At 68.0% G+C, this 21,839-nt stretch carries 16 protein-coding genes; 9 read left to right on the forward strand and 7 right to left on the reverse strand.

What is annotated here, in order from left to right; genetic code table 11:
• Positions 1 to 267: 267 nt before the first annotated feature.
• Complete coding sequence (locus HWX00_RS29670) at positions 268 to 2,448, forward strand: ornithine decarboxylase (RefSeq protein WP_175028875.1); 2,181 nt, start codon at positions 268 to 270, stop codon at positions 2,446 to 2,448.
• Positions 2,449 to 2,473: 25 nt separating this feature from the next.
• On the opposite strand, the gene HWX00_RS29675 is transcribed toward HWX00_RS29670, so the two are convergent.
• The 3 genes from HWX00_RS29675 to HWX00_RS29685 all read right to left on the reverse strand — a co-directional run bounded on the left by HWX00_RS29675 (position 2,474) and on the right by HWX00_RS29685 (position 4,901).
• Entirely contained in the window at positions 2,474 to 3,631 is a 1,158-nt protein-coding gene (locus HWX00_RS29675) for an iron-containing alcohol dehydrogenase (protein ID WP_175028874.1), read from the reverse strand.
• The gene (locus HWX00_RS29680; RefSeq protein WP_034185856.1) at positions 3,628 to 3,963 is read right to left on the reverse strand and encodes a putative quinol monooxygenase; all 336 of its coding nucleotides are present in this window, start codon (positions 3,961 to 3,963) and stop codon (positions 3,628 to 3,630) included. The genes HWX00_RS29675 and HWX00_RS29680 overlap by 4 nt, the downstream gene beginning before the upstream one ends.
• Positions 3,964 to 4,184: 221 nt before the next feature.
• Positions 4,185 to 4,901 (reverse strand): SDR family oxidoreductase, encoded by a 717-nt coding sequence (locus HWX00_RS29685; RefSeq protein WP_175028873.1) that lies wholly within the window; start codon positions 4,899 to 4,901, stop codon positions 4,185 to 4,187.
• A gap of 133 nt (positions 4,902 to 5,034) precedes the next feature.
• On the opposite strand from HWX00_RS29685, the gene HWX00_RS29690 reads away from it, so the two are divergent.
• The 3 genes from HWX00_RS29690 to HWX00_RS29700 all read left to right on the forward strand — a co-directional run bounded on the left by HWX00_RS29690 (position 5,035) and on the right by HWX00_RS29700 (position 8,271).
• Entirely contained in the window at positions 5,035 to 6,012 is a 978-nt protein-coding gene (locus tag HWX00_RS29690; RefSeq protein WP_175028885.1) for a LysR family transcriptional regulator, read from the forward strand.
• A 146-nt stretch (positions 6,013 to 6,158) separates the two neighbouring features.
• Positions 6,159 to 7,547 (forward strand): nucleobase:cation symporter-2 family protein, encoded by a 1,389-nt coding sequence (locus HWX00_RS29695; RefSeq protein WP_175028872.1) that lies wholly within the window; start codon positions 6,159 to 6,161, stop codon positions 7,545 to 7,547.
• 298 nt (positions 7,548 to 7,845) lie between these two features.
• A complete protein-coding gene (locus tag HWX00_RS29700; protein WP_175028871.1) occupies positions 7,846 to 8,271 on the forward strand; it encodes an NUDIX hydrolase in 426 nt (141 codons plus the stop codon).
• Positions 8,272 to 8,340: 69 nt separating this feature from the next.
• On the opposite strand, the gene HWX00_RS29705 is transcribed toward HWX00_RS29700, so the two are convergent.
• Positions 8,341 to 8,553: a hypothetical protein gene (locus HWX00_RS29705; RefSeq protein WP_034185851.1), complete on the reverse strand. Its 213-nt coding sequence runs from the start codon at positions 8,551 to 8,553 to the stop codon at positions 8,341 to 8,343.
• A gap of 555 nt (positions 8,554 to 9,108) precedes the next feature.
• Here HWX00_RS29705 and HWX00_RS29710 point away from each other — a divergent pair.
• From HWX00_RS29710 to HWX00_RS29730, 5 genes are read left to right on the forward strand one after another with little or no spacing between them, the layout of a single operon-like run.
• Positions 9,109 to 11,394: a hypothetical protein gene (locus tag HWX00_RS29710; RefSeq protein WP_175028870.1), complete on the forward strand. Its 2,286-nt coding sequence runs from the start codon at positions 9,109 to 9,111 to the stop codon at positions 11,392 to 11,394.
• Between the two features lie 31 nt (positions 11,395 to 11,425).
• On the forward strand, positions 11,426 to 13,081 hold the full coding sequence (locus HWX00_RS29715; RefSeq protein ID WP_034185849.1) for a hypothetical protein: 1,656 nt from the start codon (positions 11,426 to 11,428) through the stop codon (positions 13,079 to 13,081).
• Between the two features lie 28 nt (positions 13,082 to 13,109).
• Positions 13,110 to 14,105, forward strand: a complete 996-nt coding sequence (locus HWX00_RS29720; RefSeq protein ID WP_124609796.1) for a hypothetical protein — start codon at positions 13,110 to 13,112, stop codon at positions 14,103 to 14,105.
• On the forward strand, positions 14,102 to 14,971 hold the full coding sequence (locus HWX00_RS29725) for a prenyltransferase/squalene oxidase repeat-containing protein (RefSeq protein WP_175028869.1): 870 nt from the start codon (positions 14,102 to 14,104) through the stop codon (positions 14,969 to 14,971). The genes HWX00_RS29720 and HWX00_RS29725 overlap by 4 nt, the downstream gene beginning before the upstream one ends.
• A gap of 34 nt (positions 14,972 to 15,005) precedes the next feature.
• Positions 15,006 to 18,626 carry a DUF8189 domain-containing protein gene (locus HWX00_RS29730; RefSeq protein ID WP_175028868.1) on the forward strand — a complete coding sequence of 1,207 codons (3,621 nt, stop codon included), beginning with the start codon at positions 15,006 to 15,008 and terminating at the stop codon, positions 18,624 to 18,626.
• A gap of 144 nt (positions 18,627 to 18,770) precedes the next feature.
• Here HWX00_RS29730 and HWX00_RS29735 read toward each other — a convergent pair whose 3' ends face one another.
• The 3 genes from HWX00_RS29735 to HWX00_RS29745 all read right to left on the reverse strand — a co-directional run bounded on the left by HWX00_RS29735 (position 18,771) and on the right by HWX00_RS29745 (position 21,812).
• Complete coding sequence (locus tag HWX00_RS29735) at positions 18,771 to 21,008, reverse strand: TOMM precursor leader peptide-binding protein (protein WP_175028758.1); 2,238 nt, start codon at positions 21,006 to 21,008, stop codon at positions 18,771 to 18,773.
• Positions 21,009 to 21,088: 80 nt separating this feature from the next.
• Positions 21,089 to 21,451, reverse strand: a complete 363-nt coding sequence (locus HWX00_RS29740; protein WP_175028757.1) for a BMA_0021/BMA_0022 family TOMM bacteriocin — start codon at positions 21,449 to 21,451, stop codon at positions 21,089 to 21,091.
• Between the two features lie 16 nt (positions 21,452 to 21,467).
• On the reverse strand, positions 21,468 to 21,812 hold the full coding sequence (locus HWX00_RS29745; RefSeq protein WP_049029779.1) for a BMA_0021/BMA_0022 family TOMM bacteriocin: 345 nt from the start codon (positions 21,810 to 21,812) through the stop codon (positions 21,468 to 21,470).
• Between the last annotated feature and the right edge of the window lie 27 nt (positions 21,813 to 21,839).

Consider the following 21,839-nt stretch of genomic DNA (forward strand, 5'->3'; position numbering starts at 1 on the left):
AATTCCCGATTATTTGATCCTTCTCATCCTTGAATGACATTGTCGATTCCGGTCGATTGAATTCGCACGCTTTTGTTGCTACGATCGGCTGCACCGGGCACGGCCCGATCGCGGCCGTGCCGCGCCGCGCAAGGCTCCATTGCGCAGCGCGCATTCGGCCTTCGGCATTCGCGGGAGCGTTTCAATCGGCTGCGGCGCATGTCGGATCAGAGCGACGTGCCGGTGCGAATACGGCTCCCGCTTCCGCACATTTACGGGAGAGTTTGCGTGAGCCTGTTGAAAATCGCAGTCGAGCCGGCGCTGATTGGCGCCTTCCTCACCACGCACGAACAGGTCGACGTATTCCAGACCGATTTCACGAATATCGCGGCAGTCGTCGTCGGAATTGATTCGGCACAAAAGGTGCTGAATACCGTCGAAAGAACCGGTTTCGCGATTCCGTTCTTCGTCGCGGTCGAGCCCGACCAGGAAGTGCCGCCGTCGGTGCTGCCGCGCGCGAGCGGCGTGATCCAGCTCCGGCACGGCGGCCGCCACTACTACGGCCGGCAGATTTCCGCCGCCGCCGACATCTACAGCGAGAACCTGCTGCCGCCGTTCTTCAAGGTCATGCGCGAATACGTGCAGCGCGGCTACGTGGAGTTCGACTGCCCGGGCCACCAGGGCGGCCAGTTCTTCTCCAGTCATCCGCTCGGCCGGATGTTCTTCGACTTCTTCGGCGAAACGATCTTTCGCTCGGACCTCTGCAACGCGGACGTCCGGCTCGGCGACCTGCTGATCCACGAAGGCCCGGCGCTGGAAGCGCAGCGCAATGCCGCGCGGATCTACAACGCGGACAAGACCTGGTTCGTGCTGAACGGCACGTCGACGTCGAACAAGGTCGTCACGAGCGCGTTGCTCGCGCCGGACGATCTCGTGCTGTTCGACCGCAACAATCACAAGTCGGTGCACCTCGGCGCGCTGGTGCTGTCCGGCGCGCGGCCGGTGTACCTCGAAACCGCGCGCAACGCGTGGGGCCTCATCGGCGGCGTCGACAGCGCGGCGCTCGACGAAGCGCGCATTCGTGACGCGATCCGCGACGTCGCGCCCGAGCGCGCGGACCTGCCACGCCCGTTCCGGCTGGCGGTGATCCAGCTCGGCACCTACGACGGCACGATCTACAACGCCCGCGAGATCGTCGACCGGATCGGCCATCTGTGCGACTACATCCTGTTCGATTCGGCGTGGGTCGGCTACGAGCAGTTCATCCCGATGATGCAGGACTGCTCGCCGCTGATGCTGACGCTCGGCCCCGACGATCCCGGCATCTTCGTCACGCAGTCGGTGCACAAGCAGCAGGCCGGCTTCTCGCAAACGTCGCAGATCCACAAGAAGGACAGCCACATCGAAGGCCAGAAGCGCTTCTGCGATCACCGCCGCTTCAACAACGCGTACATGATCCACGCGTCGACGAGCCCGTTCTACCCGATGTTCGCGGCGCTCGACGTCAACGCGCAGATGCACGCGGGCCCGGCCGGCAAGCGTCTGTGGCGCGACTGCGTCGCACACGGTGTCGATACGCGCAAGCTGCTGATGAAGACCTGCCGCCAGATCCGTCCGTTCGTTCCGCAACAGATCGACGGCCGCCCGTGGGCCGACTACCCGACCGAGCAGATCGTCGACGACCTGCGCTTCTTCCGCTTCCACCCGTCCGACACGTGGCACGGCTTCGAAGGTTATGCGGACGACCAGTACTTCGTCGATCCATGCAAGCTGCTGCTGACGACGCCCGGCATCGATCGCGACACGCACGAGTACGCGCCGTTCGGTGCACCGGCGCCGATCCTCGCGCGCTACCTGCGCGAGCACGGCGTCGTGCCCGAGAAAGCCGACCTGTACACGATCCTGTTCCTGCTCACGCCGTCGGAAAGTTTCGGCAAGCTGCAGCATCTGGTCGCGCACCTCGCGCAGTTCGAACGCCATCTCGACCAGGACACGCCGCTGCGCGAAGCGATTCCGTCGCTGTGCGAAGCCTATCCGGAGCTGTACGGCACCATGCGCCTGCGGCAGCTGTGCCAGCGCATGCACGACTTCTACCGCAGCCACGACATGAAGCACCTGCAGAAGCAGATGTTCCGGCGCGCGCAGTTTCCGAAGCAGGTGATGCAACCGCAGGCCGCGAACGCCGAGCTGATCCGCAACAACGTCGAGCTCGTCACGCTCGATCGCATCGAAGGCCGGATCGCGACCGAAGGCGCGCTGCCCTATCCGCCCGGCATCTTCTGCGTGGTGCCCGGCGAAGCCTGGGGCGGCCCGGCGCTCGACTACTTCCGGGCGCTCGAAGCCGGGATCAACGCACTGCCGGGCTTCGAGCCGGAGATCCAGGGCGTGTACCTGCAGACGCGGCCGGACGGCACGAAGCAGGCATCGGCGTACGTGGTGGCGGCCGGCGCCGACGCGTCGCTCGCGTGAACCGGGCCGGCGGCCGCCTGCCGCGTCACCACGCCTGCCGGTAAATCTCCAGCGCGTCGGCCTCCGTCACCTCGCGCGGATTGTTCACGAGCAGGCGCGTCTGCAGCATCGCATCCGACGCCATGCGCGGCAGGTCGCGCTCGCCGATGCCGACTTCGCGCAGCGTGCGCGGAATGCCCGTCGCGACGATCAGCCGGTCGATCTCGGCGATCAGCGCATGCGTGCGCGCTTCGTCGCTGCCGGTCGCCGACGGCGCGACGATCGCCGCGAGTTCCGCGTACAGCGGCGCGGCGGCCGGCGCATTGAAGCGCAGCACATGCGGCAACACCAGCGCATTCGACAGCCCGTGCGGCACGTGGAAAATGCCGCCGACCGGATAGGCCAGCGCATGCACGGCCGCGACCGGCGCGTTCGCGAATGCCTGCCCCGCGAACATCGCACCGACCAGCATCGCCTCGCGCGCGTGCCGGTTGCGGCCGTCGTCGCATGCCGCGAGCAGGTTGCGCGACAGCAGCGTGAGCGCGTGCGTCGCCAGCATGTCGGACACCGGATTCTTCAGCCGCGCGGACGTATACGCCTCGATCGCATGTACCATCGCGTCGATGCCGGTCGCGGCGGTGGCCGCACGCGGCAGGCCGAGCGTGAGTTCCGCGTCGAGGATCGCGACGTCCGCGAACAGGTGCGGCGATACGACACCCATCTTGCGCGCCTCGCCGACCGTCACGATCGACACGGCCGTGACCTCGGAGCCGGTGCCGGCCGTCGTCGGCATCTGCACGAGCGGCAGCCGCGCGCTCGTGATCTTGTCGACGCCGTACATGTCGGCCAGCGCCTGCTGCCGCGGCGCGAGCACCGCGATCAGCTTCGCGACGTCCATCGACGACCCGCCGCCCAGGCCGAGCACGATCTCGGCATCCGCCTCGATGGCGCGCTCGGTCGCTTCGAGCACCACGTGCTCGGGCGGATCGGCGATCACGTCGTCGATCACGGTCACCAGCCAGCCGTGCGCGGCGAGGCTCTCCAGCGCGGGCGCGAGCACGCCGCTGCGATGCAGGAACGCATCGGTGACGACGCACAGCCGCGCGAGCGCCGGAAAGCGTTCGCGCAACAGCGCGCCGAGCCGGCGCGCGGCGCCGAATTCGACGATCTGCGTCGGAACGGTACGGAATTGAAACGGATTCATCGGGTGCCTCCCGGTAGCGTCGCCGTGCCGGTGTCCGGCTGCACCATGAAGCGCGACACTTCGCGGCGATCGAGCAACGGAAAGATCGCACCGATCCCGATCCGCTGGAAATGCGGCGTTTCCCGATGTACGTCGAGGCCGTCCGCCTCGCGGTAGCGCTCGAGGATCACGATGTGGTCGGGATTCTCTGGCGACCGGAAATATTCGTAGTCGAGATTCTTCGGCTCGGCGCGCGTCGCCGTCGCGAGCTCCGCGAGCAGTTCGACCACGCGGCCGCCATTGCCGGGAGACGCGAAGAAGTGCGCGATGACCTGCAGGTAGGGTTGGCTCATGCTGCGCTCCGTGTTTGCGGAAACCTGCCGTGACGGGACGCGCGCAATGCGTCGAACGCGAAGACGCGGCACCGTATCACTGGCTCGTCGTCGCATTGTATTCAATCGGCCATGCGTTCGCAGTACCGCGACCGGGCGCTGAAACCGTCGGGTTCCGCGACGCTTTCAACGCAAGCCGGATCGCAACCGGCCGCCCTTTCCACCCGCCGACGCCACGGCGGCTACCACGGCACCGTGCGCCCCAGATAGTCGAGGTATTCGAGCCCCGGCCGCGCCCGCTTCGCCAGCAGCACGTCGACGAGGCTCGGCACGCTCTCGTCGATGGTCAGGCGCGCCTCGGGCCCGCCGAGCTCGGTGCGCACCCATCCGGGCGCCATCAGCGCCAGCGCACGCCGCTTGTCGGCCTGGCGCGCCGCGAAGCTGCGCATGAACTGGTTCAGCGCCGCCTTGCTGCCGCGATACACCTCTCGCATCCCGCTGACGTTGTTCGCGACGCTGCCCTGCCCCGACGACATCGCGCCGATCAGGCCGTCGTCGGTCACCAGATCCTGCATTGCCTCGATCGTACGCATCGGCGCCAGCGCATTCGTGATCATCACGCGCACGAATTCGTCGGTCGTCACTTCACCGATCGTTTCACCCGGGTCGTTGGTCGTCCCGGCATTCACGAACAGCATGTCGAAGCGCCTGCCTGACAGGCGCTCGCGCAGCGCGGCCAGTTGCGCGGGCTCGCAGATGTCGAGCGTCTCGATGTCGAGCCGGCCGTCGTACCGGCCCGCGAGGTCGTGCAGCTTCGTGCGTCCCGATCCCGCGCGCACGGTGCCCGTCACGTTCCAGCCCTTGTCCAGGAATGCTTCCGCCATCGCCAGCCCGAGGCCGCGCGACGCCGCGACGAGCAGGATCGCGGGGATGTTTCGATTCGATTCGGTCGATTGCATGGGGTCCGCCTTTCCCGGATTGCGTCATGCGCCCACTATAGGCAGGCATTACAGCAGGCGCCAGACGCACCGGATGCAATCCATCGTTGCATCCAACGCCATGTCAGCCGCGCAACGAGCGTATCCTGTCCGGATGGAAGACATCGACCTGAACCTCGTCACCGCCCTCGACGCGCTGCTGTCGGAAAGCAGCGTGACCGGCGCCGCGCGCCGCCTTGGCCTGAGCACGTCCGCGATGAGCCGCACGCTCACGCGGCTGCGGCTGGCCACCGGCGACCCGTTGCTCGTCCGCGCCGGGCGCAGGCTCGTGCCGACGCCGCACGCGGCCGCATTGCGCGATCGCGTGCATGCGCTCGCGAGCGACGCACGCGCCGTGCTGCGGCCGGCCACGGCCGACGTCGACATGGCGACGCTCGCGGCGACGTTCACCATTCGTGCGGCCGCGTCGTTCATGGAAATGCTGTCCGGCCCGGTGGTCGCCGCGCTCGGCGAAATCGCCCCGCACGTGCGTATCCGCTTCGTATCGAAACCCGACCGCGATCCGCAGGCGCTGCGCGACGGCACGGTCGACCTGGAAATCGGCAAGCGCGGCGACGATGCGCCCGAACTGCACACGCGCATGCTCTTTCACGACTGGCACGTCGCGGTGGCGCGCGCCGGGCACCCGCTGTTCGCGTCGGCCCGGATCACGCCGGCGCGCTACGCGGCCTGCCGTCACGTCATCTCGGCCCAGCTCGGCGATTTCAGCGGGCCGGCCGGCGATTCGGCCGATCGAACCGGCTCGGGCCCGCCCGTGCACGTCGTGGTGCCCGGCTACCCCGACGCGATGCGCGTCGCGGCCAGCACCGACCTGATCGCGCTCGTGCCGCGCTCGTGTCTCGGCAACGCCTTCTCGCCGGGGCTCACGGATGCCCTCGGGCTGCGCAGCTTCGAGATCCCGGTTCGCCTGCCGGCCATCCTCGTGTCCGCGCTGTGGCATCCGCGCATGCACGGCGACCCGGTGCAGCGCCGTCTGCGCGACGCGGTCATTGCGGTCTGCCAGCGTGCGTATCCGGATTCCCGGGCGCCGCGCGCGACGGCGCGCGGCGCCGGCACCCGCAAGGCCGGCTGACGCGCGGCCAACCCGCTGACCGCCCGGCGCCGATCCAGCCCCTTTCCTCGCGCCGCCGAATCGCCACCAGCGCAGCGCGCGCCGGCGGCGCGGGCGGGGCCTTCGGCTAAAATGCCGCACTTTCCACCTTGTCCGGCCCGCTCGCCATGCAACCCGCCTCCTCCGCCCAACCCGTCGCCCACGGCGCCGACGCCGCCGATGCGGCCCGCGACCTCGTTTACGGCCCGAACGACCGGCCGGCGCCGATGGTCGCGTTCGTCGCCGCGCTACAGCACCTGCTGGCGATCATCGTGCCGATCGTCACGCCCGGCCTGCTGATCTGCCAGGCGCTCGGCGTGCCCAGCCGCGATACGACCCTGATCGTGTCGATGTCGCTGGTGATTTCCGGCATCGCCACCTTCGTCCAGTGCAAGCGCTTCGGCCCGCTGGGCGCCGGCCTGCTGATCGTCCAGGGCACCAGTTTCAACTTCGTCGGCCCGCTGATCGCGGGCGGCAGCCTGATGGTCAAGCAAGGCACGCCGGTCGAGACCGTGATGGCCGCGATCTTCGGCGTCGTGATCGCCGGTTCGTTCGTCGAGATGGGCGTGTCGCGCATCCTGCCGTTCGTGAAGCGCCTGATCACGCCGCTCGTCACCGGCATCGTCGTGCTGCTGATCGGCCTCACGCTGATCAAGGTCGGCCTCATCAGCATGGGCGGCGGCTACGGCGCGATGGCCAAGGGCACGTTCGCGAGCGCGGAGAACCTGACACTGTCGGGGCTCGTGCTCGGCACGATCATCCTGCTGAACCGCGTGCCGGTCGTCTGGGTACGCAGTACCGCGCTCGTCATCGCGCTCGTGATCGGCTACCTCGCGGCCGCGTTCCTCGGCCGCCTCGACTTCACGGGCATGCACCAGGCCGCGCTGTTCCAGGTGCCGACGCCGCTGCACTTCGGCATCGGCTTCTCGTGGTCGCTGTTCGTGCCGATGCTGATCATCTATCTCGTCACGTCGCTCGAGGCGATCGGCGACGTCACGGCCACCAGCAAGATCTCGAACGAGCCCATCGAAGGCCCGGTGTGGATGCAGCGCATCAAGGGCGGCGTGCTCGTCAACGGCGCGAACTCGCTGCTGGCCGGCGTGTTCAACACGTTCCCGAGCTCGGTGTTCGCGCAGAACAACGGCGTGATCCAGATCACCGGCGTCGCGAGCCGCCACGTCGGCATCTGGATCGCGGGGATGCTCGTGGTGCTCGGCCTGTTCCCGGTCGTCGCCGGCGTGCTGCAGGCCGTGCCGGAGCCCGTGCTCGGCGGTGCGGCGATGGTGATGTTCGGCGCGGTGGCCGCCTCGGGCATCAACATCCTCGCGGGTGTCCAGCTCGATCGTCGCGCGCTGCTGATCATCGCGGTGTCGCTGGCGCTCGGCCTCGGCGTGTCGCAGGTGCCGGACATCCTCAACAGCCTGCCGCACGCGCTGAAGAACGTGCTGGAATCGGGTGTGGCGACGGGCGGCATCTGCGCGCTCGTGATGAACTGGTTCCTGCCGGAAAAGAAATGACCGGACGCGCCGCAGGGCGACGCGGCGTGCCTGACAGGCGGCGCCGCTGCGCGCGAACCTCGACGCGCCGAACGCGACGTCCGGCCGCCCGCTCTGCCGAAGCGCTGACGTGGAACCGGTCAGGATGACTTGCGGCCTGGCCGGTTGCAGCACGCGCGGCACCCGATGCTTGAGCCGCAGCCGGGTAGCCGGCGCGGCATGGCCCCGACGGCGCCTGGGCGCGCCGGCCAGGACAATCAAAAGTCAAACCCGGTCAGGCCACCTTGGTCGATCGATTCGTGCTGGTTAGAATCACGATATGCCCCAAGTCCCCGCCCCCAACAACGCCCCCGCGGCAACGACCGTCCAGGTCAAGGAACGCGCGACCATCGTCTGCTACCGCAACGCGCGCGTGCTGCTCGTCGCGCGCACGGCGTCGCGCTGGGCCTTGCCCGGCGGCACCATCAAACGCGGGGAAACGCCGCTCGAGGCCGCGCATCGCGAGCTGTGCGAAGAAACCGGCATGACCGGCCAGGACCTGACGTATTCGATGCAGTTCACCGGGCTCGCGAAGATCCATCACGTGTTCTTTGCGGAAGTCGGCCCGGACCAGACGCCGCAAGCGAGCAACGAGATCGAGAAATGCAAGTGGTTTCCGATCGACGGTGTCGACGGGCTGCGCGCCAGTATTCCGACGAAGCGAATCGTCGAACTCGTCTACAACCACGAAATCCGCAAGGCGTAAGCGCACCGCGCGCGAGCGTGCGGTCGCCCCGCTCGGGTCGTCGTTCGTGGATCGGCGGCGCGCGAACGCTCAGTGCGTGCGCTGTCTTCGCAATTCGTGCGTGGAATAAACGACGAGAAAGATGCCGAGCATCGCGATGCCGGACGCCATGAAGTCGTTTGCGCTTCCCGCGCCGCGCAGCGACGCCGGGAGAATGCCCAGACTCAATCCTGCCCCAGCAAGAAGCAATCCTGCTGCTACGCCCCAGATCGGTCCGGTGATCTTGTCGGTTTTATTTTTCATACAGCACCCGTCTACAGTCGTGACCTGAACGGCATCGGCAAAAGGCGCCGCGTCTACCCTCAGTGGTTTCACTATAGCCGGAAAATAATTCACTGCGCGTCCGGACATTTACCGATCAAGTTTTACCGGTCGCGACCGCTTGACCGGGAAAATCGTGCCCCGTTCGGCCCGGGGGTCGACAAACGATCCGCGCGCCACCCGGCGCGCCCCTTCCGGTTCGTTCCCGGCGCCAACCAGGCGGCCGCCCGCGGCCCACGTTCCTCGCCCGGCACCGATCGGTCTCACGCCATCGCGCCGGGTGTAATTGCCTGTAATTGCACCGTCGCACCAGACTGCCTAATTTCCACCTGTACCTTCGGCGCATCGATACGGGAAGCCCGCCCGAAGGGTCCGTGAGCGTTTGACCTTGAACCGGCACATGTCCGGCGTAACGCGGTTCGGAAACCCCGCACCTCGACCCGGCCCTCGGTCCGGGGGCGGGGATTCGGGCCGCACCGCGCGCGAATTTCCGCCGGACTCGCATGAAACACCACACGTTCTCAACTGGAGATGGAAATGATCAATATTCAGGACTCCCGAGTCATCAAGTACGACAACGACAGGAAGAGCGTCACCGTCTATCGCGATTTCGCGAACACGAATCTCTGGTACATCGTGCCGAAACCCCAGCTCGCCACCCAGACCGTCGACGGCATCACCCTTCCGGCGTTCGCGCTGACCGAGTTCAGGACGAACAGCGGCTCGGCCGGCACGGTGACGTTTACGGCCGAACTCGTGATCGACCCGGAGGCCTACCAGGCCGTGAAGAACGTCCTGGGCCAAGGCATCGAATTCGGCCAGTTCGTGTGGAACGACGCCCAGGCGTTCCTGACGCTGACGCTTCCGTCCACGGCGCCCGATACGCAGCTCAACGTCACGCCGTCCAATTTCGGCAGCAACGCGGCGACGTTCATCATCGACCTGAAGACCGCCGCCGACGTCAAGGCGATTCGCGACATCTTCGACTCGGGCGTCGGCCTGTCGACCTGGTCGATCCAGTATGTCGCCACGACGCTGAGCCAGCTGCCGGCCGTCAAGGCCACCGTGACCTACGACTGCGCGATCGCCGCCAGCTACCAGAAGACCGTCCACATCGACCGCAACGTCTGGGGCAGCGAGACCGGACGGCGCACCACGATCCGCGAATACATGCAGAAGTCCGATTCCGGCAAGGTCGACCTGGCGTGGTCGGTCCAGCCGTCGGACGAGTTCCGGCAACGCGTCCACGACTGGGCGTTCACGACGCTCGAGGGGCTGGTCCAGGCCGCCGCCGACGATGTCGCGCGCCGCCTCGGCGCGAGCGCGGCCGACGATTTCAGCATCAACTCGATCGGCTCGTTCCAGCGCGTCTACCAGGAAAACGAGGTCATCGACTGGACGATCATGCCGCAGGGCTTCCTGCCGACCTTCGACAAGACGGTCTGGAGCCGGCTGGACAAGACGGTCGACAACCGCACGCTGGATGTGTCCGTGACGATGTCGGCCGACCTGAAGAACGCGGGCATCAGGAAGGTCACCGTGACGATTGACTATCCGGGCAAGGGCCAGCCGGAATCCAACGCATTCACCGCCGACACGGCCAATACCTGGCATTACGAATCCAACGGTTTCTTCGGCGCGAACAAGCAATTCGTATCGGAATACACGTACTGGTACCAGGTCGAGCCCGAAGACGGCGATGCCTTCACGTCGCCGACATTCAAGAGCAGCAGCGACCAGCTCCAGATTTCCAACACCGACCTCGGCTACCAGCAAGCCGAGTTCATCTGCTCGAACATCGCATTCGCATCGGAAAAACCGGGCAACAACGTCGACTTCGTGCTGATCGACTTCACGTACCTGCCGACCGCCGGCTCCAAGCTGTTCGTCGATCAGCGCAAGGTCACCAAGAACGCCCAGGCCGTGCAGTTCCGCAGCCACAGCTATCAGCCGAGCGGCGCGAACTACAGCTATGCGGTCACCTACGTGCTGACGAACGGCGACATCATCGTCAACCAGCCACAGTCGGTGTACCCGGTGGTGAACAGCCAGACCCTGACCGTCTACAGCATGATCGCGCCCGCCGACTTCACGGTCACCGTCATGAACGACACGATTCCGGGGGGCAGTATCGCGCTGCCGGCGATCACCGGCGTCTCGCTGACGACCGGCTACACCGACCAGCCGGACAGCCCGGATCGCCAGACGCACAAGTTCCACGAACTGGGGATCGAGGACTACTACACCGGCACGTGGGAATACCAGGCCGTCAAGCGCAGCACCTCGACCGTCCAGGTCGACGGCACGGTCTATTACCGCGACAAGAACAACACGCGCAAATCCGTCGCGGTCCGCAAGGTGCGCTACGGCAACACGCCGTCGTTCGCACTGGACGTGTTCCCGGTCCAGTTGCCCTTCACGGTGACGTTCGATCCGTCGCTGGTCGACTGGAAGACGTACATCCAGGTCGAAGTCCAGATGTACCGCGCGTCGGGGTCGGGCAAGACCGACATCGACTCCTGCATCTTCAAGCCCACGACGCTGTCGAACGGCACCACGATCCTCCCGTCGCCCTACTACTACACGTTCGCGCGCGAAGTCGATGCGTCGACGGAATTCCAGTACGCGACGACCTACTTCGAAGCCGGGACCAACCGCGGCGTCGAAGGGCCGCAGGGCAGTTACGACAACAACACGCTGGTGCTGCCCCACGATACCAAGGGCGGGACGAAGCCGGTCTATTCGGTACGGCTGCCGGCAAGCGACGTCCTGACCCGCGACCTCGACGAGACCGACAAGGCCGACGAGACCGACCTGGTCTGACCGCCCTCCCGACCGACCCAAGCGCGCGACCATGACAACGCTCACCTACACCGTCAAGCTGGCGACCGAATCCGGCCCCGCATCGCCTCCCGCCCCCCGGCGGGCGACGCTGCTGCTCGAGTTCAAGGATCCGGTACGCAACGCTTACCAGCAAGCGACGCTCGTCCTCGACACCGACACGCCGCGGCGCACGTGGCAGATCGACGTGGCCGCGGCCGACACGGGACAGGCGTTCTACGCCTCGGTGCTCGATTACGAGGCCGGCGAACAGGTCGCGCGCGCTCCGGTCCCCTTCGTCGGCACCGAGGCCACGATCGGCGGCGCCGCCGAACCCGTCTCCGTCACGGCGCTGCTCGACGCGCTCGACTGGACGGCCGTGTCCTCGGTACAGGTCGCCGTCGGGGGACAGTCCCACACCTTCACCCGCGAGCGGCCGTATGCGTGGTGCTTCGCGCTGCCCGGCCCGGGCATCGTCGAATGGGCCGCCGACTACGCGATGACGGACGGCACCCGGCGATCCGGCACGGGCGTGGCCACGCAAGGCATCGCCATCATCCCCGCGCCGCCGGCCGACGTTCGCTTCTCGATCGCCGCCGCCGACGTCGACGCATTCGCGGTGGCTGCCGTCGCGTTGCGCGTGACCGGCTACGACGGCGTGGTCAGGACTGCAGAACTCGCCAAGACGCACCCGAGCGTGACGCTCTCGCTGCCGTTCGCGCCGCCGGAACAGGCATGGTTCGTCTACGACTGGACGGTCACCTATACCGACGGCACGCCTGCGTGGACCGCGCCGGCCCGCGCGAGCGACGGCGCGCGGTCGATCGTGCTCGACGATTTCGGCCGCATCCTGCTGGCCAGCGACGCCATCGACTTCGACGTGGTCGAGAAAGTGACGCTGACCTGGCAGTACGACAACCAACCCAAGACGGCCGAGTTGTCCCGCGCGCAACGGTCGGTCCTGCTGCGCCCCGGCCAGGACTACGATCGTGCGCGGCCGCTGGTGGCCGGCCTGACCTATGTGCTGTCCAGCGGATCGACGAACCTCGAGGGCGAGGCCGTGCCGCAGGGCCGCTTCGAGGTGCCCTATCCGCTCAGCACGCGGCTGGTGCGCGTCTTTGCGCCCGGCATGCTGACCACGCCGCCGCTCTACAGCGCGATGCGCCTCACGTCGGTCCAGACGCTCGAACTGGGCTCCGGCTGGCAACTCCAGACCGGCCTGCCGCAGATCAACCTCACCCCGAGCGCGCCGACCTGGGAAACGCGCGTCGCCGCGGTCGAGCCGGAGCGGGTCGTGCTGAGCTTCGCGGGCACGGCAACGCCCGACGGCGGCGGCAGGCCGAAGCCGATCGCGCTGACCCGATCGCCATTCGAGCTGACGCCCGCCGGGCCGGAGATCGCGCTCGCGACGGTCCAGGTATCGGCGCAGTCCGTCTCCTGGGAGCGCTACGTGCGCGTGGAAGCGAGCCTGTGGACCGGCAGCGATGCCGCACGTGAAAACGAACAGACGATCTCGTTCGACCGCAACAGCGCCGATGCGTGGTGGGCCTACCTGCCGCCATCGGGAACCTACGGCCCGTCGTTCCGATGGTCGGCGACCTACTATCCGGCCGACGGCACGTCGCCACAGCACAAGGCACCGACGTCCAGCGACAACCCGCGCCTGTCGCTGCCGCCGACGCTGTCCTGAGCGCGGCCTTCACGCACGAACGCCCACCATGCCCATGGCCGAACTCCACCCGGCAGTGCAGCGAGCGCTGGCGCTGGCGTCCTCGCACGGGACGCCCGCACGCCAGGCCGCGGCGCCCGCGCCGGACGCCGCGCTGCGGCACCTGCTGCGCGACCGTTCGCCGGCGGAACCCGCCGCCTGGAACGACAGCAAACTGGGACGCAGCGGCTTTCCGGTGGAAATCTCCATCGCGTTCGGCCGCCCGGAACTGCGCTATACCGTGGAGCCCGCCGGCCCCGACACGCCGCCCGCGCGCCGGTTGAGTCGCGCGGGTGCCGCGATCGCCGCGCTGTCGGACGAGTCGATCGAACCCGCGGACCTCGCGGCGATCGCGTCGTTCCAGGACAACGCGGCGCTCGCCTACGGCGCATGGATCGGCGGCCGGCACGGCGACGGCAAGCCCCGCTTCAAGCTCTATGCGGAGGTGCCCGGGCGCGGCGCCGAGCACGCGCTGGCCTGGGGCACCCGCCATCTCGGCGACCTGTCGGGCATCGTCCGGCGCGGCGCGTGGCCCGTCATGGCCGGCTGGCAACCGGCGGGCCGGCGCGCCGAGCTCTACCTCCGCACGCGCCGGCTGTTCCGCGCGGACGTGCCGCTGCTGATGGCGGCGGCACGACTCGAGCACCGCGCAGACGAAGTGCTCGGCCTGCTGCAGGATGCCTGCTGCAGCGCGATCGAGGCCGCGCTGCCGGCGGCCGATTTCGGCGTCAGCATCGGTGCCGGCCCGGACGGCGCGTCGACGTTCACGCTGTATGCGGTCGCCAACGACCTGTTCGGCGGCGACGGCCGCATCCGCGAAACGGTGCTGCGCGTGGCCGCCGCCCGCGGATGGGACACGCACTTCTATCGCGCGCTCAGCGAACCGCTGGCCGGCGCGAGCGGCTTCGTGACCCGGCACGGGATGTTCGGCATCGTCGTGGCATCGGACCAGCCGGCGACCGTGGCCATCGGACTGACGCCGGACCATCCCGAGACGTCGTCATGAGCGCCGCGTTGCCCGCCCGCGCGAGCCGCGCCCCGGTCCACGCGCTCGATGCGCTCCTCTCCGCGCAGGCGCCCGGCGGCGCGTTCCCGTCGCGCGTGACCGTCGGCGACCGGCGCTACGCGGACGAGAACGCCTTCGTCACGGCCCTGGTCCTCGACGCGCTTGCGCGCCTGCCGGCCGGGACGGCCGATCGCGCGATCGCCCGCGGCCTCGACTTCCTCGAAAGCTGCGCCTCGCTCACCTGCCCGGGCGCGTTCCGTTTCTATCCGCCCGGCCGGATGCCGTCCTGGCTGGGCGTCGACCTGCCCGCGGATGCCGACGATACCGCGCTCGCGCTGACGCTGCTTGCCCGCTTCGGACGGCGCACCGCGGCCGAGGCCTGCGACGCGCTGGAGCGTGTGCTGCATCCGTGGCGGCTGCACTACCGCCCGGAGTCCGCCGATCCGTGGATCGCGCAAGGGGCGTGCCGGACCTGGCTCGACCGCCGTGCGGCCCCCAATCCGGTGGATGCATGCGTGAACGCGAACGTCGCGACGGCGCTGACCTCGCTGGGCGGCGCCGGCCACGCCGCCTGCCGCGCGGCGCGCGACACCGTGCTGGACGCCATCGCGTTCGTCGCGGAGAACCCCGCGCATCGCGCGCGGCTGACCGCCTTTTACCCCGACCTGTGGGAACTCGTGCATGCGCTGCGCCGCGGCGCCCGGCACGGCGTCACCGGTTTCGCGCGCGCGGCCGCGCAGCTGGCCGGGATGCTCGGCCCCCACGCCGGCGCGCAGGCCACGGTCTGCTCGTCCACCGACATGCACTGGCGCTGGACAGCGCCCCTGTTGCAAACGGCGCGCACGCTCACGCGCGACACGCCCTAGCCGTCACCGCCCACCCTTTCACTGGAGAGATCCCATGCCTGGCGTTCATACCGTCCCACCGTCGCTGTCCGCTTCGCTCTACGGCAACGCACCCGATCCGAAATCGGGCCTGCAGGTCAGCACCCGTCTGATGGAAAGCTACGAGATCATCCGCCCGGTCACCGGCGCGAGCGACATCTCGACGTTCCTCAATGCCGCCGGGCGCCTCGATATCTATTCGTCCGGCACCGCGCAGAAGGTCTACCGGATCCGCGCGGACAACCAGTCGGACACCGGCTGGACCGAAACCGACCTCGGCGTCACCGCGAGCCAGATCAGCCCCTGTCTCGCGCGCAGCAACGACTACGACAATCCGAATCTCCTCGGCATCGGCGCCAGCGGCAAGCTGACGCTGAGCCGATGGCAGGACGGCCGCTACGCGCAGGCCGACTGCCAGCCCGCCGGCGCGAAACGCCCGCTCAAGCAGATGCTGTCGACCCGGAATTTCGGCAACGTCTACGTCAACGTCGTGCTCGACAACGACGAAGTCGGCAGCAGCTATCTGCGGCCGGACGGCACCTGGGGGTCGACCGACTGGGTACCGATCCGCAAGAGCCAGGGCAGCCCGGACAACGCCACGGTCAAGCGCATCGCAATGTGCGCGAACGATCCGGTGCAGCAGTCGCTGTTCGCCATCGGTCCGGACAACGCCGTGCTGTTCGCGCAGAGCGACTTCCGCTTCTCCTACTTCACGACGCTCGGCTACAAGAAGGCGATCGACCTCGCCGTCGTGGCCGACCAGGAGAAGCGCCTGAACATCTTCATCGTCGATACCGACTTCGGCATCTGGCAAAAGCGCGAGAAGAAATACAGCACGTCGGGCATCCAGTTCGACGACTGGGTGCTGGTCAGCAACGCGGCGCCGGTCACGGGCCTGCGGGCGGTCATCAACGCAGGCGGCCTGCTCGAGGTCTTCGCGATCGGCAAGGATCAGCGGCTCTACCATACGCGGCAGATCAGCAGCGGGCTCAACAAGGTGAGCTGGTCGAGCCTGTTCGAACTCGGCAACCCGGTGCCCAACACGAAATTCACCGTCGGCCGCAACGCCGCCGGCTACTCGGAAGCGTATTCCGTGTCGTCGGACAGCAGGCTGTACCGCTTCTGGCAGGACCCGAAGACGACCCAGTGGACCAACGAGGAAATCCGCCTGCAGGGCACGGGCGAGATGACGTCGGTGCCGACCCATGCCACCGAGATCACGGTGCTGGACGACGCCGGCCAGCTTGCCGTCAACGCCCGGGTGCAGATCGATGCCGCGTCGATGGTGCCGCTGCGCATCAACGGCCTCTACTACCAGGCGAGCCCGGACTACACGATCCCGGTGCTGTCGGGCGGCGGCGGCAAGGTGGTGATCGAGCGCTTCACCAACAGCCTCGCGAGCCCCAGCTACCACGTCCGCACGCAGTTCATGCAGCCGGGCGAAGGCGTCACCGTGGAGCCGAACGGCGCGCTGCAGGAGAAGATGCACGCGGTCGACACCGACGCCGTCTGGAACGCGAAGACCGCCTCCGGCGCCTACCTGCTGGCCGGGGATTTCCGGACCCGCGAAAACGCCGAGAACGTGGCGAAGATCATGCGCCAGTCGATGTCGTTCGGCATGCCGGCCAACGCGTCGGCCCGGAGCCTGCGCTACCTCGGCGCCAACCGCTCGCTCGTCGGGCTGCGGCATACGACGCGTGGCACGGCCGACCCGTTCGCGCTCGTGCCGGAAGACATGCCCGCCCAGCACTGGCGGGTGTCGTTCACCGATACCGGCGTGCACTACGACGACCTGACCGCGGACCAGGCCGGCGCCTACCTGTTGCGCTCCCGCGCGCTCGCGTCGTCCGGCGACGAAACCCTGGCGAATGCCGGCTTTCTCGGCATCGACTGGGGCGACATCTGGAACGCGATCAAGAACGGCGTCGGCCGCATCATCGACGGCCTGAAGGAATTCGTCGTGACGACCATCGTCGATCCGGTCACGCGCCTCGTCAACGAGATCAAGGTCGTCTTCAACTTCCTCATCGACGGCGTGACGTACCTGATCGACAAGACCATCAAGCTCTTCCAGCAGGCGTTCGACATCGTCGAGGGCATCTGGAACAAGCTCAAGGTGTTCTTCAAGGAACTGTACGAGTGGCTGGCCTTCTTCTTCGCGTGGGGCGACATCAAGCGATCGGCGGAGGCCACCCGCCATACGTTCGACGCGACCTTCGACTACCTGCTCCTGGCGGTCGAGGCGGTGAAAGGCCAGGTGGCGGCCGGTTTCGACCACCTGCAGACGGAGATCGACAAGGCCGTCAACACGTTCCTCGCGCAACTCGACCCGAAGCTCGGGATCGGCCAGTACGCGGACGACGTCGATCGCCCGGACCCGCGCATCGGCGAGTCGACCAGCCACAACGTGCTGCTCAACGCCTTTTCGGATAACTACAAATCGACGCGCGTGTTGTCCCGTGGCGATGCGCTGGCCGTCGCCGCCGATCCGCTCCAGGGCCTGTGCGAAAAGCTGAAGGCAGTCGCCGACAACTTCGAGTTCGGCCAGGGCAAGAACGCGTTCCACGACGCCGCCGCCTACTTCGAACAGATCGGCCGCACGCCCGATCGCGTGCTCGACCTGCTGTTCGCCGGCACCGTCAAGGTGATGGAGGCCGTCACCCAGTTCGCGTTGAGCGCGGCCAAGGGCCTGGTCCTGACGATTCTCGACCTGGTCGCCGACGTGATCGGCGCGGTCAAGGACCTGTTCGACACCGAATGGGAAATCCCGTTCGTGTCGCAGCTTTACAAGCTGATCACCGGCTCGTCGCTGAGCTTCAAGGTGCGCGACCTGTTCTCGTACGTCGTCGCCATCCCCGGCACGTTGCTGTACAAGCTCGTGAAGCATGAAGCGCCGTTCCCCGACGCCGCGAGCGTCACCCGCTTCAAGTCGTCGTTCACCGCGCAGTGGCTCGCCGAGCAGAGCGGAATCGCGCCGAAGTCCGAGGTTTCGCTGATGGTCAGCGCCGAGCAGAAATCGGCCATCGCGGTCTTCTTCGGCGTATCGGCGTCGGTCTGCATCTTTGCCGCGACCATTCTCGACACCATCGAGATCGCGCTGCAGACCGAGGAGGTCGAGGTCGAGGCGATCGGCACCGGCTCGCTGTTCATGGGCTTCGGCTCCGCGTTCTTCAGCGTGCCGTGGATGATCGCGAGCGACGCGGGCGGCTTCTCGTGCAACGACGGCAAGGGGCTCAACAACCTGCTCTGGCTGTTGAACACCGTCGTCGGGTACGGACGGGCCGCGGCGCTCAAGATCGCCGGCAAGAAGTACAAGATCCCCGCGGAAGTGGATCAGGTCACGGTGAATCTGTGGGGCTGCGCGCGGCTGGCCCTGACGATCGTGTGGGCCGTGAAGAGCGGCGAGGAACTGGATGGCGTCGAAGCGGCGGAGGCGTTCGTCGACACGATCACCGGTCAGGTGTTCCGCTTCCTGGGCGTCAAGGCGGTGGTCGCCGCGACCGAGGGCATCTCGCTCCTCGCGCTGCTCGTGATCGTCGGCCTGGGCGGCATGACGACGACCGCGCTGCATCTGGCCGCGTCGCTGAAATCCGACGAGGCCGTCGCGCGGCGCCTGCCCGCCCAGGCGCTGGCGTGACGCCGGCCGGTCGTCGCAGCACGATCGGGCAGCGCGACGGCATGAAAGCGACCGCGCGCGGCGGCATCCGGCCCGGCGGGCCGAGGCCGCCGCGCGGCCGCGGTCGACGCGGTGGCGAGCCGTCGTGCCGCGGCGACCGGCCCGTCAGAGAAACAGCAGCGCCTCGTTCAACTCCGTCTCGCGGCTCGGCTGGCCCCGCCAACCCAGTCGAACGGGAACCGAATAGAGCCGTTGCGCGCCGAAGCGCGGCCAGAAATGGCACAGCCCCGGCGCGATCACCTGCACGACGGACAGGCCGAGGTCGGGTCGCGTCTTGTCGACGACGAGCACGTCCATGCCGGCCGCCGCGATGCGCCCGACACCCTGCGCGATCGCAGCCGGCAGCGACGCGGCGCCGGTCGGCTGCCACGTCGAGCGGCTCGTGCGGGGCAAATCGGCCGCCGGATACAGGAATCCGGTGTCCGCCAGCTTGCCGCGATCCCACGGGTCCGGCGCATCCGCGGCGACATCGAGCAACTGGTTGACTTCGGTCAGCGCCCGGTTCACTGCGATGGCGCCGTCCGGATGGCAGCCGAAGCCGATCGAGAAGCGCCCGTCCTGCGGATTTTCCGCGAGCGCGGCCACGGTCGGCACCCCGAGGTCGGCGGTGATGTCGAGCGCCCACAAACGCCATCCGAGCGTCGCGTATTCGCGCACGAGCGCGTCGAAATACGGATCATCGAAACTCGACAATTCGATGCCGGGCCGCGCGATCCGGTTGTACCACCAGATCGCGACCGCATCGCGCTCGATCAATTCGAGCATGCCTTGCAGGATCGCCTCGTCGAGGCTCGAGCCCGCCGCGCAGCCGTTGGGGTTATGCACGCACGCGGCCGGCGCCCGCGCGCTGTCCGGCGTTTCCGCATAGCAGTAGCTCAGCGGCACGAGGTGGCGCCGGCCGGTCACGAGCGACCAGGCCGGCGTCCAGTCGATGACGTCGTGCGCCGTGAAGCGCGGCGGCACCTGTTTCCGGACATCGCGGGTCAACGCGTTGATCGCGTCGCGCGCGTCGAATTGCCGTTCGCTGAACTGCTGAAGGGCGTTCACGTGGATCGGGGCGGCGTCGCATGCGGGATCGGCGAGCAGGCTTTCGAGGCTTCCCGTCAGCGTCGCCTCGTCCCCCTGGTACACGCTGCTGAATCGCTCGAGCGCCTCGCACAGCGCGCTCGCGCGGGCCTGATCGTCGGTACGGCCCTTGCCGGCGCAGATCCTGTCGAAGCGGTTGCTGCCCGGCACGGCCGCCGGGCACACGAGAAAGCCCGACGCGTAGACCTTGCGCAGGCCCGCGTGCCGCTTCGGCATCGGATGCAGGTAAGCGATCGCGCCGCTGACCGGCGAGACCAGATGGGCATGACGCGCGAACACCTGCTGCGGATCGGCGATGCGGTAGCCGCCGTCGGCGCGCGCCAGCGGTTCATGATCGGCGAGACGCGGCGCGCGCGCCGCCTGTTCGCGCATCCACCCGGGATTGCCGCAGCACGGGCATTGCGGACGTTTCAGCACGCGGTGACGCTCGGCGGCCAGCGTGTCGATGCGCTGCGCCACGATATGGGTCTGCGCCCGTGCCGACGCCGCGGGGTTGACGGCGATCTGCTCGACTGTCGCCGCCACGAGCGCCGCCGCGGCAAAGGCCGCCGCACGCGACGCCGCCGGCGGCAGACGCGCCGCGTCGCGGCCGTGATGGCGCGCGAGCAGCGCTTCGACGGGCCGGTTGATGCGAATCCAGTAGCGCACGCATTCGATGCACGGCGCGTCGGCGAGCGCGTCGCCGCCGGCCAGCAACGGTCCGATCAGCGTCTGCACGCCGCCCGTCGTCACGACGAGCAACGCCCCGCCGCGCGCCGCGACGCGGGCGGCGCACGCGGCGAGATCGTCGCGATCGTGCGTATCGGCGATCGCGACGGTCAGCCCGGCCTCCGTCACGACGTCGATGCCGGCTGCGTCGAGCGCGCGCCCGAGCGCCGTATCGTCGACACCGAACCGCTCGATCGCGACACGCAGTTGCGCGACGTGCGCGCAAGCCGCGTCGCCGTCGAGCCCCGCACGCTCGAAGAAGCCGCGCGCCGCATCGTCGTCGTGCGGCAGGTCCGCGCGCACGTACCCGCGACGCACCAGTTGATCGAGACGCGCGAGCACGTCCCATTCGCCGAACGCACCGGCAAGCGACGTCACGGTCTCCGCGATCGTCATCCGCGCCCGCAGGCACGCCGCGATCCGCACGAAAATCGCGCCGGACAGCATCACGCGCTTGAATTCGTCGACGACGAACAAGGTCTCGGGCCCGGCATCGAGCACGAGCAAATGCGGCTTGAAGCGCAACACGCGCGAAGGGTCGTCGAGCATCGTCGGGTTCCATGCGGCGGGTAAACGAACGTCGCGCGGCGCCGGGGCCGCGCGACGGTACACGGCGCGGCCGCGCCGCGTCAGCAGCAGGTGAACAGGTAACTCGGCCCGGCGTCGCAGTAGGCCGCGAGCGCAACGGCCTCCTCGTCGAGGCCCAACGGCTGCTCCGGTATGCCGACCGTCATCACGTTGCGCGGCAGGTGCCAGCTCCCGCCGCCGTTGGCATGGCTCTTCCAGCCATGATCGCCATGGGTCTTGACGACCTCGATGTCGACGATCCACGGACACTGGTAACCGAAGTATTTCGCGAGCGTCTCCAGCGGCCGCTCCAGCAGCTCGTCCTTGAATTCCGGATCCCGCCACGAGAGCGCGATCGCGCGCAGATAGACCTTCTGGAACTCCAGCATCGATTCGAGCGTCGGATTCGCGTTGTTGTTGGCCATGTCGGTTTCCCCGCGGTCATTCCATGATGGTGATGTGGTTCGCGTTGTAGGCGGCCAGCGCCTGCGCGAATTGCGCTTTGTCCGCCGGCGCGGGCGGCAGGTACAGCGTGAGCTTGTTTCTCCGGCCGGCCGTCCAGTCGCCGTTGACGGTCGGCGTCCACTCGGACGATTTCGGCTGCACCTTCAGGTCGAGCCGGAACGGAAAGTGATAGTCGAAATGCTCGCGCAGCGCCTCGATCGGGTCGGCCTCGAGTTCGTCGAGAAACGCCGGCGAATGCCACGCCAGCGCGATCGCCCGGATGACGGTTGCGCGGTATTCCAGAAACTGCTCGTACGTCGGTAGTCGAAGATCCTTGCTCATCTCTCTGTTCTCCTGATGGACGAATGG

It is taken from the genome of Burkholderia seminalis DSM 23518 (genome assembly GCF_902832885.1).
In the GTDB taxonomy this organism is placed as follows: domain Bacteria; phylum Pseudomonadota; class Gammaproteobacteria; order Burkholderiales; family Burkholderiaceae; genus Burkholderia; species Burkholderia seminalis.